General features: G+C 34.4%; 15 protein-coding genes. 1 reads left to right on the top strand and 14 read right to left on the bottom strand.

Annotation, left to right across the window (positions count from 1 at the left end; all coding sequences use genetic code 11):
* Window positions 1-81: 81 nt before the first annotated feature.
* From JP39_RS10615 to JP39_RS10640, 6 genes are all read right to left on the bottom strand, one after another.
* Window positions 82-456: a hypothetical protein gene (locus JP39_RS10615; RefSeq protein ID WP_041500275.1), complete on the bottom strand. Its 375-nt coding sequence runs from the start codon at window positions 454-456 to the stop codon at window positions 82-84.
* A 24-nt stretch (window positions 457-480) separates the two neighbouring features.
* Window positions 481-1,242, bottom strand: coding sequence for a Fic family protein (locus tag JP39_RS10620; RefSeq protein WP_082330695.1), 762 nt, complete (start codon window positions 1,240-1,242; stop codon window positions 481-483).
* Window positions 1,243-1,755, bottom strand: a complete 513-nt coding sequence (locus tag JP39_RS10625) for a Fic family protein (RefSeq protein ID WP_048699089.1) — start codon at window positions 1,753-1,755, stop codon at window positions 1,243-1,245.
* Between the two features lie 411 nt (window positions 1,756-2,166).
* A complete protein-coding gene (locus tag JP39_RS10630; protein ID WP_041500274.1) occupies window positions 2,167-2,916 on the bottom strand; it encodes a LiaF transmembrane domain-containing protein in 750 nt (249 codons plus the stop codon).
* A 2-nt stretch (window positions 2,917-2,918) separates the two neighbouring features.
* The gene (locus tag JP39_RS10635; RefSeq protein WP_041500272.1) at window positions 2,919-3,371 is read right to left on the bottom strand and encodes a LytTR family DNA-binding domain-containing protein; all 453 of its coding nucleotides are present in this window, start codon (window positions 3,369-3,371) and stop codon (window positions 2,919-2,921) included.
* 129 nt (window positions 3,372-3,500) lie between these two features.
* Window positions 3,501-3,941 carry a hypothetical protein gene (locus JP39_RS10640; RefSeq protein ID WP_041500271.1) on the bottom strand — a complete coding sequence of 147 codons (441 nt, stop codon included), beginning with the start codon at window positions 3,939-3,941 and terminating at the stop codon, window positions 3,501-3,503.
* Window positions 3,942-4,018: 77 nt separating this feature from the next.
* Between JP39_RS10640 and JP39_RS10645 the strand changes: the two genes are divergently transcribed.
* On the top strand, window positions 4,019-4,717 hold the full coding sequence (locus JP39_RS10645) for a Bax inhibitor-1/YccA family protein (RefSeq protein WP_041500269.1): 699 nt from the start codon (window positions 4,019-4,021) through the stop codon (window positions 4,715-4,717).
* 37 nt (window positions 4,718-4,754) lie between these two features.
* Here the strand turns inward: JP39_RS10645 and JP39_RS10650 are convergent, their stop codons facing one another.
* The 8 genes from JP39_RS10650 to JP39_RS10685 form a co-directional block, all read right to left on the bottom strand.
* The gene (locus JP39_RS10650; RefSeq protein ID WP_041500267.1) at window positions 4,755-5,906 is read right to left on the bottom strand and encodes a zinc ribbon domain-containing protein; all 1,152 of its coding nucleotides are present in this window, start codon (window positions 5,904-5,906) and stop codon (window positions 4,755-4,757) included.
* An 11-nt stretch (window positions 5,907-5,917) separates the two neighbouring features.
* Window positions 5,918-6,703 carry an SGNH/GDSL hydrolase family protein gene (locus JP39_RS10655; RefSeq protein WP_041500265.1) on the bottom strand — a complete coding sequence of 262 codons (786 nt, stop codon included), beginning with the start codon at window positions 6,701-6,703 and terminating at the stop codon, window positions 5,918-5,920.
* Between the two features lie 12 nt (window positions 6,704-6,715).
* A complete protein-coding gene (locus tag JP39_RS10660; RefSeq protein ID WP_041500263.1) occupies window positions 6,716-7,510 on the bottom strand; it encodes a zinc ribbon domain-containing protein in 795 nt (264 codons plus the stop codon).
* A 237-nt stretch (window positions 7,511-7,747) separates the two neighbouring features.
* Entirely contained in the window at window positions 7,748-8,680 is a 933-nt protein-coding gene (locus tag JP39_RS10665; protein ID WP_041500262.1) for a metal ABC transporter substrate-binding protein, read from the bottom strand.
* The gene (locus JP39_RS10670; protein ID WP_041500260.1) at window positions 8,677-9,528 is read right to left on the bottom strand and encodes a metal ABC transporter permease; all 852 of its coding nucleotides are present in this window, start codon (window positions 9,526-9,528) and stop codon (window positions 8,677-8,679) included. The genes JP39_RS10665 and JP39_RS10670 overlap by 4 nt, the downstream gene beginning before the upstream one ends.
* The gene (locus JP39_RS10675) at window positions 9,528-10,268 is read right to left on the bottom strand and encodes a metal ABC transporter ATP-binding protein (RefSeq protein WP_041500258.1); all 741 of its coding nucleotides are present in this window, start codon (window positions 10,266-10,268) and stop codon (window positions 9,528-9,530) included. The genes JP39_RS10670 and JP39_RS10675 overlap by 1 nt, the downstream gene beginning before the upstream one ends.
* Before the next feature lie 291 nt (window positions 10,269-10,559).
* On the bottom strand, window positions 10,560-13,352 hold the full coding sequence (locus JP39_RS10680) for a TOTE conflict system archaeo-eukaryotic primase domain-containing protein (RefSeq protein WP_048699087.1): 2,793 nt from the start codon (window positions 13,350-13,352) through the stop codon (window positions 10,560-10,562).
* A gap of 399 nt (window positions 13,353-13,751) precedes the next feature.
* On the bottom strand, window positions 13,752-15,992 hold the full coding sequence (locus JP39_RS10685) for a hypothetical protein (protein WP_137619729.1): 2,241 nt from the start codon (window positions 15,990-15,992) through the stop codon (window positions 13,752-13,754).
* Window positions 15,993-16,120 lie beyond the last annotated feature (128 nt).

Raw genomic sequence — 16,120 nt, forward strand, 5'->3', positions numbered from 1 at the left:
AGACCATCAAATTGCCGTAATTTTCCTGTATAAGAAATTAAATAGGCCAGTTATTCCTCAACGAAATAACTGGCCTGTTACTTAATATAAATAAATGTTTTCGAGCGGCTTAAATATTCTTCGCAAACTATCAAAATTATCAGGATATGCATTAGAACCATAATAGTTAACTTCAGTTCCATCATGATAGTAGACTTCAACTTCCCATTGTTCGCCATCCAGAATATGATTATCATTGTATTCATGATTCCAATTTTCAAAATGCAATCGTTGCAATTTACGATCTAATTTCAAAATATCCTCTTCAGAAAGTGAAATATCCTGACTTTTTCCTGGTTTCAACAGTTTTGGGAAATCATTAGTAACAAACATTAGCTTTTTATCAAAATCAATCCAGTACATATCTGAAGGTGGTCCAAATCCAGCACTTACAAACTTTATTTTATCAAATTTCATAATGCCACCTATCCTGTAAATTTATTATATATCACCAAACAATTTGCCCAAATCAATTTCATGTTGCAGTGGACTTTTATTTATCTGTATTAGGATTCCAGAATCTTCATACTTTTGAATGGATTCTTTAACCTTAATTTTCTTATACATTTTTGTATTAGTTTTATATAACATGTTTATCAATGCAGTATCTTTTACTCCCAAAGAACTATCAACATTGAATAATTTTGATTCTATAAAAACGAATAATAAATTAAATTCCATATTGTTTTCCGTATCATCAACTTTTAGTATTTCCTTTAATTTGGCAAAATACTTTTTAAGCATATCTAATGATTCATTTAATTTATCTAAAACTGAATTTTGACCTTCTAAAATAATTTCCATCATTTTTTGAATAAAGAAGGTTAGCTCGGCTCTGTTTTCATATAAGTCTGCATCTTTAAATATCTTATAATACTTGGATTGGTTACTATGTATTGAGCTGGATATTGATAGTGCTGTAAAAGGATCAATCTTTTTGCTTAAATATTGTGATAACAAATATCTTCCCATACGGCCATTTCCATCTATAAAAGGATGTGTGTTTTCAAACATAAAATGAGTAACCAACGCCTTTTCTATAGGTGGGACACTTTCATTATTCATAAAATCAATCAATGACAGTAATTTATCTTTAATAGCTCTCTCATTTATTGGAGGCCTATGAACCGTCTCTAGATCCGTTCCGATTCTAACTGGTTTATCCCTAAAATATTCGCCATCTGGAAGTTTTCCTTCCTCAATTTATCCATCAGTTAACTTATCGTATATATCTCTCAACTTTTGAAAATCATTAATTCTAATTTCTGGCTCATTTAAAATATCAATATACTTTTTTACAGTAGAAACCAATCTTTTTTGATTGGTTTTATTATTGGTTTGCAAATCATCTACAATAGTTCCAATTTCTTTTCTCTCTGTTTTGACTCCTTCAATTTCATTACTAAATTGTATTTCATTAGTTAATAATGAATTTGTGTAACTCTCTTGAGCAATTCCTGGTAAAGAATAACTTAATTTTTCGATTTGACTGGATTTTTTTAAAATATCTGCGTTTAAACGTGATATGTCTCTTGTTTCAATAAAGAATATAGGATAGTCATCATATTGTTTCTTATTTTTATCCGTTAACATAGGAAAAAGCCCTGTTTTAAATGATGAATACCCATTTAATCTACTTTCATACTCTTTTTGAACATTAATAGAATCATCAGTACTACTCATATAATTTAAAATAGATAATGGTTTCAATTCCATAATGTAATTACCTCAAACTTTAATTTACTGTTCAAATATTTGATTTCTATTTTGATATTTTACCATTATATTAAAGTTAATGTACTGTTTTTCACTTCAGCTTTAATATTTAGCCGAAATATTGAAGTTGGACGGCATTTTAAACAGTCAACTTTAATATTTGGTCATAATATTAAAGTTGACTGTAATTTTATTCAATCAATTTCAATATTAAGCCATAATATTGAATCTGATCTCGATCTTATTGTCCTCATTTATGTTTTATGACAAATAATTCAAATGCAAAAATGATTATCTTACAATCTCATTGTTTGATTAACAGCACTCTACATTCAATATATAAAAGAAACACCATTGATAGAATTTATCGATGGTGTTTCCGTTCAATATCATTTTCCAAAGTCAGATCATCTAAATATAATTAATCTTCAAACTTCCAACCGAAACTCGACCAGTAATCGTAATCTCTGGACTATCTTCATCAGTTCTAACATTACCGACTTCAGTAATAGTTCCCATATTAGTATCGATTCCTTGACGGATAATCCAGTCACTTGGTACGAACAACTCTGCCCCACCAAACGAAACGTCGACATTAATTGTGGCACTATCTTTAATTTTTACATTATCAAAATAAACTTTAGCATCTCCCATCGAAACATTAATATCAGCTGAATTAAAGTCTTCCGATTTAACATAACGGATACTGCTACCCATTTTTACATAAACATTTACATCTGGATCATTAACGGTCTTCACATCGGGTTTCGCCGTGTAATCCATTTGGACAAAAGGACCATGGTGTCCTCTTGTGTAACCTTTACTATAATTCATCCAAGGGTGATGTTTGGCAATCAATGGTCGAAAAATCATCGACAAACCGATTGAAACTAACAATGCTGCTCCCAAAAGCGTCCAAGGAACAATTGCCGTAATTCCCAAAGGTTTAGCATACAATATTGCTAGAAATGCCAACGAGAACACTGTACCGGGAATTGAAAAGTAAACTAAACTTTTAATCAAAACAGCTGCTAAGAAAATTGTTACAGCTACTGTCCAAAAACTAAACGAGTATGTAATCAGGTGCATCTGGCTGACAACTAAAATTGCCGCACTCAACACTAGAAAAATACCCCAGAAAATTCCATTTCTATTTCTCATATTCAAAACTTCCTTTGCTTTAATTTATCTTTTAACTCATGTAGAAATCGCCGTGAAACGTACACTTGTTTATAAGTATTTTTGAATTCAACTAGGTTACCAGTCACTGATCTGGATAATGATAAAATTTCATCAACGTTCAAAATTGATGACTTAGAAATCCGTAAGAAATTATCAGGCAAATTCTCCTCCAGCTCATACAACCGATAATGAATTAGAAAGGCATTGTTGGTCGTGTGAGCATAGACGTTACGGTCATTGGTTTCAAAGAACAAAATATCCTTTAATGCCAACGAATAAACCGTTTCACCTATATAGCCACTGAGATGATTAAATTTTTCAGCAACATCTTTAATACTGTCCATAATCTGTTGCACTTCATCGTCCTTTTGAGCGGCTTTGATGACAACTTCTTTTTCCTGATAATCAGGTGAAATATCTAATCTTATCTTCACATCGACTCAACCCTCTTTCGATAACTGTATTACACCACATCCCAGTTAGGCTGTATAGCTATTCTACCTAAGTGGTCTTTTTTGGAAACTAAGAGGTATTAAAAAAAGTCAGGAACTTTAAATTCCTGACTAATCCCAATTACCAAACTTAACTTCCACCATTTCATCATTACCACAACGCGGACACTGCCAAAATTTACTTTGATCAACAAACTTCAACCGTGTTTTACCAGCACTCCCTTTAGCAAAGGTAACTCGTTGTAAAAAATTGTCACAATAAGGACAATGATATTCCGGTTCCATATCCCCAATTTTAAAATGGAACTTATCAAATAGGTAGAAATCTTCTGGACAAGCGTAAAATTCATGCCCATAATCATCCGATATTTTTTCTCCAGCTGCTACAGCCTTCAAAGCACGGTTAGTAATCTCTGTATCGTCAACCAATTCCGCCAACATTGGCTTTTCACCTTCAAAAATATTACTTTTCGCGTACATCATACCGATACCCAACAACGCATCAATTTCGTAACCGCACTTACTGCAACGCAAATCGTGTCTCTGTCCCATACTGCTTCCTTTCTTAAAACCGTCAAAAATGTTATTCTATTGTACAATTATTACTATAATAATTGAGGAGGAATTTTATGCAATCTGTAGATAAAGTCAGAACTTCTGGTTTAGCAAGATTCACATCCCTAGTTTATCTCTATACAGGATTGGGAATCGCCCTATGGACCATTAGTGCACAATTAATCGCAAATAACAAAGCCCTTTCAATGGCAATCTTCCAAGGAATGGCACAACATCGTATCATTTCAATGATTTTGATGATTGGTATTCCAATTGCTTTCATTAGTTTATGTAGTCGCTTAGCTACGAGGTCGTATTTCCTAACATTCTTGAGTTACATTGGATTTATCGTTACCTTATCAGTTATCGGCGTGCCTGTCTTCTACCTATATTCAGCTAGAAGCATCGTTCAAACATTGGCAGTTACAGCCGGTGCTTTCGTCGTTTCAGCCGTAATTGGTTTCATTACTAAGAAAGATTTAACATCTTGGAGTAGAACTTTATTTACAGCTTTAATTGCTGTTATCGTTGTCGAATTGCTAAACGGTTTGATTTTCCACAGCTCAGCAATGATGATGATCACCAGCGCCGTAATTATTGTTTTGTTCCTATTCTACATTGCCTTTGATTCACAAAATATCAAGCGTATTTACCAAAATTACTCAGACTCAGAAAGCTTGGGTGCTATCGCCTTAGTTGCCTCAGTTAACTTAGTTCTTGATTTCATTAACTTGTTCATGAGTATCATTCAAATTTTTGGTAATAATAACTAGCAAAAACTCTTCAAACAAAAATGTTTGAAGAGTTTTTTTATTTTTTATACCAACTTTGATTGTATTTAGAAGATCGTAACTCACCATCAGAATAGTAATAGGATTCTACAATCGAGCCACCATTATTCTGATTATATCTTATTTTCACATGTCCATTATCATCCTCAAGAATATCATATGTTCCATTTTTATCCCCTAATTCATACGTACCATTCGGGTACAAAGTCAGATTAGGATTACCTGTATATTCACCAATCAAAGAGTCTTTAGAAGAAATTGTAGAAGGTTCTTTTGAATCGGCAACTAAAGTATCATTTACGTTGGACGTTGTATTATCCTCATCTTTTTCATGAATAATCTTAGTTATTACCTTTGCTGGTTTCTCAACCTTTTTAGCCTCAAATTCAACGGATTTATCATCATTATCGATGCCTATAACGACTTGTTTGGTTTTGGTTTCATTACTCTCTTTGGAGTTTTCTACTTTAACATCATAAAAGCCTGGCATAAGATTGGAAATTTTATATTTACCATTTTCAGATTTAGTAGGAACACTCTTACCATCAATAAAGAATGTGGGATTATCTATATTGGTATTAATATTTAAGGATTGATTTTTTATCATCACTTTATACTTTGGAAAAAACATCAAATACTTACCGGTTTTTTTCAGACTAAATACCTTATTACTTTGGTTAACATTTATTTGTGACTCGATTTGTCGAATCATACTGCTGTCCTTTAAATATAACCGTCTCAAAGCACTGATATTACCAGTAGTTAATTGCTTTCCATCACTATCGACTAAAGCGGCTTTCATTTTAGAAGACGTCCCACTGGTTACCTCTTCCCGTAATCTTTGTGCTTGGTAATTCTCACCGTAATACACTTTGCCACCAAAATAACCTGCAACCAATAATATTGCAACGATACTTATTAAAATAAACCCTACCTTTCTTTTTTTTGAATGATTGGGTACATTCTTTTTATCTAGCTGAGTATCACTCTCAATTGAATGATACTTTATATCATAATTTTTAACTGGTATTTTTCTTTTGTCGATATTAGTTTTACTAATGCTTTTATTTTCACTCTCATATTTCTTTAAATTAAAACCACAGTTAGGACAAAATTCACCTCCTGAATCTAAATGATTACCACAATTAGGACAAAAATCCAATTTATCCATAAAAGTATCTCCTATTTTGTTTTTACTGTTTTATATAAAAGTTTAGCTATTTCATCATGTCCAGATTGATTAGGATGAAATTGATCCTTCCGCCGATGATAAACTTGACTATATACCAAATCATTTTCCGTAACCTTAGGATTATGTTTCCAAATAGTAGATAAATCAACTACTGTTACAGCATATTTTTTACCAATATCTTTTATCTTTCGATCATAAATCAAATCATTATCGATATACTTACCATTGCTTGGCGACCACGTGGTCATTAATAAAATCTGGGCATCAGTTTCATTTTTGATACGTCTAACTAAAGTATCTAAATTATTAGTAAAGTTTCTCAGATTTTTATAATCAACTCCGTAGGCAGAATCATTAGTTCCAAATTCAATTGTTACGATATCGGGTCGATGATTTATTAGATTTTGAACATTTGGTAATCCAAAATTAGTGACCGTTTTTCCCACAGACGAATTATTTACTTCAGTTACTTCTTTACCTGTTCCCTTTTTCAAATAATCATTAAATAAAGTAGTAAAATTACTGTCTAAATTTTTTGAAAAAAGTCCTACTGATAATGAATCTCCTAAAGCATAATAAACCAAACTTTTTTTCTTTGAGTTTCTTAAATCGGTAAGCATAAACTTATTCTGATCACGCTTTAATTCTTTCTTTTTGACTTGTTTTATCTCAGTTTTATTTTTATCCGATGTACTAACATGAGTTTTATTAGCACATCCATCAATCAAAGAAATTAGAACAATCAGCATTGTTACAAGAATAAAAATTTTTTTCATTTTTATACCCTACTATTTGAATTGATTTAAAAAAGAGTTAATAATCATCTTAAAAACAAATAGCAAAATAATATTATTCAGAATAAGTGTACCTGCAGCCACATAAACCTTATCCCATTTCATTTGATTCACATTAACTACAATCGATAAAATATAAGCTACTAACCAAATAGTAGCTATTAGAATCAACAAAATCATTAAGAAAGTAAATGATGATTCATAACTTCTGTATGCTGTCATTGCAGAGAAACTAGATGGAACTATAAACTGTAAAAATAGTGATAATATGAGTTCCAATATAATAATTGAATTACTAAAGCCTGCTAATTGATTTGCATAATCAAACAAATCAGTCTTGCTATCAATTAAGTACTTCTTACATGCAAAGCCCATCAATAAAAACACTGCAAAATAACTAATCGGTAAGAATAACAACTTTGTGTACAGGTTCGCCCCTAATAATAAAAATTCACCTCCTGAATATAACCTCCCTATTAAACCCATCGTTGACATCATCATCTGGTGAACAAAGACATAAAGTGCATATCCAATAAGTATCACGTTAATAAACAATGAAACTAATCCAAAATATTTATTGTCATAATTAACTTTGGATGGACTGATAATAGATTCTTTAAACCATTTAAAATAATTCATGGAATGATTTTTAAATCTTTTCATGGTCTCATTATTATCCGTAACTGACTGATGCGTTACTACACTTGTTACATCTACCGGTTCCCCACATTTGGTACAAAATTTTACTCCGGATTTAAGTTCTGCTCCACAATTCCTACATTCGTCCATAAAAGATTCCCACTTTCTCCATTCATGTATTTATTCAATTATAGCAAAAAATATTCTAAAACTAGGAAAACAAGCTCAGACTAATTTCTTACACCGCCCTAAATAAGGTAGTACTATAAGTGGCTCACGAAGAATCGGAAAACTAATAGTCCTCAATTGCTATGTTTTCGGTTTTTTCGTGAGTAGAAATCGAAAAAATTTCCCCGTAGTCTACTAAAAAGACTGCGGGGAAATTTTTTATTTCAAGCCATTATAAATGTGATCGATATTCCACTTCATCATCGAATAATACGTATCGCCAGTGGTACCCTTTTTAGCTAACGAATCAGTAAACAATTTTGAATAAATCTCTAATCCCGATTCTTTGGCAACTTTATCCATTGATTTGGGCGAAACTGATGATTCAACGAAAAGATGTTTAACATCAGAATTCTTAATTTTACTCAAAACAGCTTTCATCTGTTCCGGTGTTCCTTGAGCTTCAGTATTTATTTCCCAAATGTATGCCGGAGTGATGTGATAAGCCTCGGAAAAATACTTAAATGCACCTTCTGAGGTCACTAACAAGCGCTGTTTCTCTGGTATTTGTAGATATTTAGATTGCGCCTGTTGATGTAATTTTTCCAATTTGGCAATATAAGTTTCTGCATTGTCTTCATAGAAACTGGCATTCTTCGGATCCTTCTGTTTCAAAACATTCGTAATCGTGCGAACGTATTTGACCCCATTAGCCAAGTCTAGCCACGCATGAGGGTCATCTTCATCCTTATTAGTTGTCAGATGTTTAGCTTCCACATCTTCACTCGCCGCAAATACTTCACGACCAAGTTTCTTATGAGAAGTTTCAACTAATTTAGTAAACCAACCGTTCCCACCAGTTTCCAGATTCAAGCCATTGTGGAAAATAACATCCGCATCGGCCGCGGCTGAAACGTCACTTGGTTGTGGTTCATATTCGTGCGGATCAGTCCCACGTTTTACAATACTGTACAGTTCAATCCGGTCTTTCCCGACATTATGAACCATATCTTCCAAAATTGAATTAGTTGTAACAACTTGGAGTTTTTCGTTATCAGCCGTCAAATTGCTGTTATCACGGTGATGTAAGAAAAAATATACGCCACTGATCATTGCGATGACACCTACTAAAGTTATAAAAAATCGTTTCATCGGGCCACACTCCTTTTCAACTTAAAGAAGTTTTGCTTGGGCGAACCAACAAATGAAATGGCAAACAACATCGCTGCCACAATAACGATTGCTGGACCTGATGCCCAGTTGAATGTGTAACTGAAATACAAACCAGTCATTGATGAAATTACGCCAACAATTGCTGAAAGAATTAGCATTGTACCCAATTTATCTGTCCACAGAAAGGCTGTTGCGGCCGGTGTAATCAACATTGCTACAACCAAGATAATTCCTACCGTCTGCAATGCCGAGACTGTAACCAACGTTAAAACTAGCATCAAAGCGTAATGAATGATTTGAACATTCAAGCCATAAGTTTTGGCATATGTTTCGTCAAAAGATGTAACCAATAGTTCCTTGTAGAAAGTTACCACAAACAAGATGACGATTCCTAATACAACTGCTGTAGTCATGATATCAGAATCACTGACAGCTAGGATATTTCCGAAAAGGATATGATGCAAATTAGTCGAACTTTCGGCCATCGAAATCAGGATAAATCCCAAGGCATAAAAGGCACTGAAGACGACACCAATCGAAGTATCAGTCTTGATTTTACTGCGGGAAGCCACGAATCCAATCAACAATGCAGCTAGCACGCCAAAAACTGAGGCACCAATCAGAATATTGATTCCTAACATGTAGGCGACGGCCACTCCCGGTAAAACTGCATGGGAAATGGCATCCCCCATCAACGACATCCCTCGTAAAATGATAAAGCTTCCGATAATTCCCGACATAATTCCGACCATGACAGCCGTCAACAAGGCACTCTGTAAGAAATCATACTTTCCTAACGCATGAATAAATTCAATAATCGATGTCATCACTGCACACCTTCCTTTTCCTGAAACAATACCGAAGAAAGATCTGCACTAAAGGCACTTTCAATATTCTTAGGGTTGTAAACTTCCTGAGCTGGTCCAAAATCAACGATTCCGTGATTCAAAATAACTAAATCATCAAAATACTTAGTAACTTTGTTCAAGTCATGATGAATTACAATAATCGTCTTATTCTCATCTCGCCATTGCTTGAGAATTTGCATAATCGCTGTCTCGCTTTGCAAATCAATTCCCACAAATGGCTCATCCAAGATAATTATTTTCGCCTGTTGAACAATTGCTCGAGCAACGAAAACTCGCTGTAATTGTCCACCAGAAAGATTTCCAATTTGACGTTTCTTGAATTTCGACAATGAAACTTGTTCCAAAGCATCCAAACTAGCCTGTTTTTCGGCTTTACCAGGACTTTTGAAGAGCCCTAACTTTCCATATGTTCCAGTCAAAACTAAATCCAGAACATCAATTGGAAAAGTTAAATCTAAATCCTTTCGTTGTTCAACGTACGCAATTCTCTTCTGAACTGACTTAATCGACTGACCATCGTAGTCGACACTTCCTTGGCGTACCTTGACCAAATTTAAAATAGCTTTAATCAGCGTTGATTTACCTGCACCATTCGGTCCAATGATTCCAGTGATTTTACCAGCGTTAAAATTAACGGCAACATCAGAAAATACTGGTGTGTCATCGTAAGCGACAGTGAGGTTCTTAACATTTAGCATAAAAGAGCCTCCATTCTAATGGCGGATTTCTCCGCTCTAATGTCAGGTTATCATATACTACATGGTGTTTCAATTAAAAAGTTAGGAATGCTTAATTTTATTCTTGTACTTGTATTAACGAGTGTCCTGTTTCCAGAGCTGAGAGTATTTTTTAAGATAATCAAACAAAATAAAAACTTTTCCTATTCCAAATGAATTACAGCTAGATTTCTCGTGACAAAGAAAAAAAGCTCTCAAAATTAATGAGAACTCATTCTGAAAACAACAACTACATTTAAATTAGTAACCACGTTAATCATCTGCATTATTCAATAATGGTGGCATTTTAAAAAATAAATCTTTAAATTTATTAGCCAAAGCACTGCTATTAAACCGTAAACTGGCACCTATATTGGCATTATTTAATAATTGATCATAATCATACCAAACGATTTTATCGTTAATCAATACAGTATTTAAAACCTGTCTACTGTATTTGACGGTTATTTTCATATCAAGCAATTGATTAAATAAACCTAACTTTTCCTGTTTATCGGCTGGTAAAGTCACAATCACAATATCAGCAGGAGGTAGTTTTTTAACCAACTTCAAAATAGAGGAAGTTAGATATGCCACTCCAATAACTATTTCAGGTTTATTAGTTGTGAGCTCCATCATTAGCTGCTTATAACCAGTAACATCACTCATTACTTTAACCACCGATTTACTATCATTAGCACTGATTTGATATTGTAATTCTTTATACGTTCGTAATCGCTTTTGGTACATTCGAGCTAACATAGGTACGAATAAATCTACATAATCAAAAACTTGTAGTTCACTCTTTTGACCTAAGTCTCGATTCAAACGCCCGAGATACTGCTCCGTACTGCCCTTCCACGAAATCGGCATAGCCAAAAGTAAAGTATCTATACTTCCAATATCAAATCCTTCACCAATATAGTTTCCAGTTGCTAGCAACACATATGGTTTCTTAAATTTGACCAACTCAGCAATAATATTCTGATTAACTTTGGCTTTTTGGCGGCCAGATAATTCAAAAACTGGAATTTTTAATTTCGATGGAATTAAGTTTGCTAGAATATCTATCTGTTCCAATCTTCTAGTTAATACCAACTGATGACGACCAAGTTTAAAATTATTACATATATCATCAACAATCAATTGATTGCGATCCTGATCATTCAATATAGACTCATAATTCTCTTGCAATGTATTATTAGCCATAGTTTCATTATTCAACATTCCAAAATTAGTCATTCGCAAAACTAAAGACCGTTTCGTTGTTAGCAAATTTTTTTCATCAACTTTGGCAGTTTGATAAGCAATATTACCAGCGCGCATGAAGATAATTGGATCAAGACTATCTTGGCGATAAGGAGTTGCTGATAGTCCATAAATATATTTAGCAGTAACTTGTTTCATTACTAATTCGTTCGTGACCGCAGCCAAATGATGGACCTCATCAAAAATAACCATTCCGTAATGGGACATAAACTCACTTAAATCATCCCCCAAGTGGCTCAGTGCTTGTACAGTTGCAACGTCCACTAAACGACTAATTTTTTTATGACCACTATAATAAGAACCTATAACATTCTTTTTTCGTTTGCGACCAGTTTTCGTATATTCAACAAAGGGATCATTTTTAATCGTTAAAAATTTTTGAAGCCGTTGTTCCCATTGTTGAGCTAGAACTCGACTATTCACAATAATTAGTGTACTAACTGCACGTTTTGATATTAAACTGGCGGAAATTACTGTTTTGCCAAAACCAGTACGTGCTGCTAAAACTCCCATGTTATGTTTCAAAAGGGATGCTTGTGCTGGCAATTGTGCTTGTCGAAGCTCACCATTGAATTTAACATCTAGGTGCTCTCCAGTCGTCGTCTCATCATGGATAGTTAGTTTGGGCAATTTTCCACATAAATAATCTTCCAATCCTCTTGGCAAAATCACATACTGACTATCCTGCTCAGCAAGAGAGATATATTGTGGGGTTTCCCAATTACTTCGACGCTGCTTTTGATTTTGATAATATTGTGGGTTTTTAAAAGTGGCCGCATATCTTAAAGCATTTATTTGAGCGGTAGTTAACTGTGATTTTAAAATATACAACTGGTTGCGACGATAAGCAGTAATTTTTTGTGTAGCATCCAATAATTTATCAGTAAGCAAATCAGGCTGTGTTCCATCTGGCAGTTCAAATAATTTGAAGTCATTAGTAGAGTCCAATTTTTCTGTAACCTGTTTGACTTTGGCATCACTAATAGTCTGTATTTGTAACAAAAAATCCCATTGATCTGCATATGCCTCAAATTTTTCGTTTACAAATAGACTGCGACCCAACTTCATCCTCTGATATTGTAACGGGGCGGCAATCAAATTACCAAGCCCTCCGGACGGCATCGTATCCTGATTTGGAAATAGACGATCAAATGCCTTAAACGAAATATTAGGATTAATAGCCATCGCATCTTTTAAAATAGCCTGTCCCATACAGCGCGCTGATGCTGCAGAAATCGCATGTTCAAAAAAGAACCACAGATGTGCCCCATTACCTGATTGAGAACGCTCAATGGCAACAGGTAAGGTATTTTGATTACAGATTTTAACTAGCGAAGAAACAATTTCTTGCCAATTTTGTTTATCAATATCAATGACAAGAAAATTTGTCACATCATTAGGTAATAATGGGAAAATTCCAATAAAGATATTTCCTCTGAGATGCTCCTTTAGGACATTATCAGTTAGCGGCAAATAATCATTTTTGTTAGGGCGACCATTAGAAAAAGTTGTTGCCGGACTATACACATCTCGTTGTGCTTTCTTATTGTAATATCGTTTAGCATAAACATCTTGACGTCCATTAAAGCGACGACGATAAAGAGCAATTTTTTCAGCAGTACCAAATTGTTGATTAGCTGGTGCAGCAACCCGATTCATAAATTCAGCTAACGGTTCAACTAATAATTGTTGTGTACGTTGGTTTAAATAAACTGCTTGTTTTTCACCCGAATGTGCTGACAGAGCAATCATTTTTAAAATATAGCTATCGTTACCATCACGATATACTCGCTCCATATACTATTCTCCCGTATAACAAATCATTTTTGATTAACTAATTGAAATAATATTTATAATACCAATTATTAACATCATCTCTCAAACATATTGTTGATACAAATCAAAAAGGCCAATCGTAAATTGGTTCTTTTCTCAAGTTCGGCTAGGATACAATTGAAACTAAAAACAAGAGTGAATAAATCCTAGTAAATCGGGAATTTATTCACTCTTGTTTGATGTTCTTTGTAAAAATAATCAAGTTTAAGAAAGAACCCATAAATTGATTTGTTTCTTTTTAATTTGTTTCTATTTTTAGTTGTTAATTCTAGCGCTTAAGGTAATCCAATACCTAATTTGATTATCTTCATACACAAAAATAAAATACTCTTAACTCTGGAAACGGCATACTTTAAATTTTTAAAGCGTATCAGACAAAGTCCAATTAATTTCACCAGTATACTTACCAGCTGTCATCAATCCATTACTACGAAGGAAAATTCCCATACCACTATTCCAAGCTTTTGAAACAGATGTCGTTTGTTCACCATCTTGAGTTTTTACACCATTGGCAATATCTACTAAATTATCACCCATTAAACTCTGTTCATCACCGTTATTATCCTTATAGACCATCTCGCCATTAAATGGAGTATCTCCACTCTTGAGGCCATCCGTATCAGCAGATAAATGCCACACGTTATCTTGACTTACTTGACGACCATCATTAACAGTAATGTCCCAATTACCACTTCTTGTAATTAAATGGGATGCCGTAACTTGGTTAACATTACTAAAGTTATACCCTTTATTAACAGTCAGCGACAAAGCACCTGTTTTGGAAATCACTTCAGTTGAGGTAGTAGATTTATTACCATCTTTATCCATGACATAAACTTCCAAATCATTCGTTGTTCCTGTCAATTTATCTGCCGGAATACTAAAGTTCAATTTTCCGGAAGCATCATCACTACTCAATGGGAAAGTATCCAGAGTAGTTTCCATGCCAGTATCATTATCTTTCAATTTAGCATAAACAGAAACGGCTGAGTTAGTAACGGCTGTACCATCAGTATAAGAAACGGTACCGGTTATACCAACGTCCTTATCAGGACTAACAGAAACGTTACTTTTATCTAAGCTCAAATTGATTGGTTTACTCTTTTTAATAGTAAATGAAGGTGAATCAACATCCTTAATCAAGGTATCACTATCAATTTTGGAACGCGTTGAAGCTACTGTTGTATCTGAACTTACAGCCTTCGCAACCCCATTAATAGTGATAGTTGCCGATGTTGGGCCAGTACTACTCAATGATTTGTCTACGGGATATCCATTTACAGACGTTCCACTCAAAAAGCTTGATTTAATATCTTTGGTTGACCCGTCACTATAAGTGATTTTACCGATATTTCCATTGGAATCAGCCGTATAAGTCACTCCGGACGGCAAATTCAAATCCGCCACAATGTTGTCCCATGAGTCACGACCACTATCGTATGTAAGATTATAATTAATTGCTAACTGATCGTTGGAATTAACTGAATCGCCATCTTTAACATCTTTATTTTGAGTCTCATCTTTAATTGTTGCCGTCGCATCCCCTTCAACTGAAGAAGGAATTGATTCGAAAGCAATCAAGTTAGCCTCATAACTATCACCTGTAGTAGCCGTAAAGCCCCAACGTAAGTGATTATCGGGTACTACTCCAAATTCTGTAGGTTTGATAGGATCAGTTGTTTCAGTGATAGGATTAGTTCCTTTGGAACCATCAGGATTTTTATCATTAAATGAATAAGTAGCCTGAAATGTTGTTGGGTCCCAACTAATGGTTAAGTGATGCCACTGTCCATCATGAAGCGTTACTGGCACAGTTCCCGTGTGATGTTGGGTATAGTAATAACCGCCGCTAGTGCTTCCAAAAAGGCCGGTTTTAGGTGGGGTTCCGCCTCTAATATAAGTGGTCGGATCATGGGGGTATCCATATGCAATATGCTGGCCAGAAATCCCTTGGTCAAAACCATCAGCTCCACCTGGATCACCAGCGGTATTCGCAGTTGTATCAAATTCCAGTGCCCAACTGTCTTGAATAGCCGTATCTGCAATTGTTTTGGGACTATCAACACTATTATCGTTATCTAATCCCCAGACACCCAAGGTTTCACCGGCCCCAAGCGTTGTTCCCTTGTGCGAGAAATCCTTAACACCTAGAGATGAGTTCTGTAAAACAAAGGCCATTCCATCACCAAAATCACCTGTACTAGTATGTGTTTTGGGACCAAAATAGAGCCACATCGATAGTGTTTGCTTTTTAGTAATATCAATATAATTACCGCCACCAACGTTAGACCAAATAGCAGCGGCTTGATTAGTATTATATGTCATTCTAATGGCACGCAAATCACCAAATGGAGAGCCAGTAGCACTCATCAAAGAAGCCAAGTTATTAACGGTCCCACCACTAGATGTTTTGTAGTCACTAAAGTCTCCTTTTGTAAATAAAGTGGAATCCAATCCCAAATTATCCGGAGCGGTCGACAAGCCTGCATTTTGTTCCGCCAAGGCAGATGCAGCAGATGCAGCTTTAACATTAACTGAACTATTAAAAAATCCCTCAATACCCATGAAAATGGCTACACAAAATAGCCATAATATATTCATTCTTTTTATTTTGCTGCCCTCAATTTCATAAATATATAAATTAAAAATATCTTTTGATAATTATATACACATCATGAAAAAAATACATCGAATTTGTATCATTTTTTAGTCTTTTGGCATAAAAAAAG

The organism is Companilactobacillus heilongjiangensis (assembly GCF_000831645.3).
In the GTDB taxonomy this organism is placed as follows: domain Bacteria; phylum Bacillota; class Bacilli; order Lactobacillales; family Lactobacillaceae; genus Companilactobacillus; species Companilactobacillus heilongjiangensis.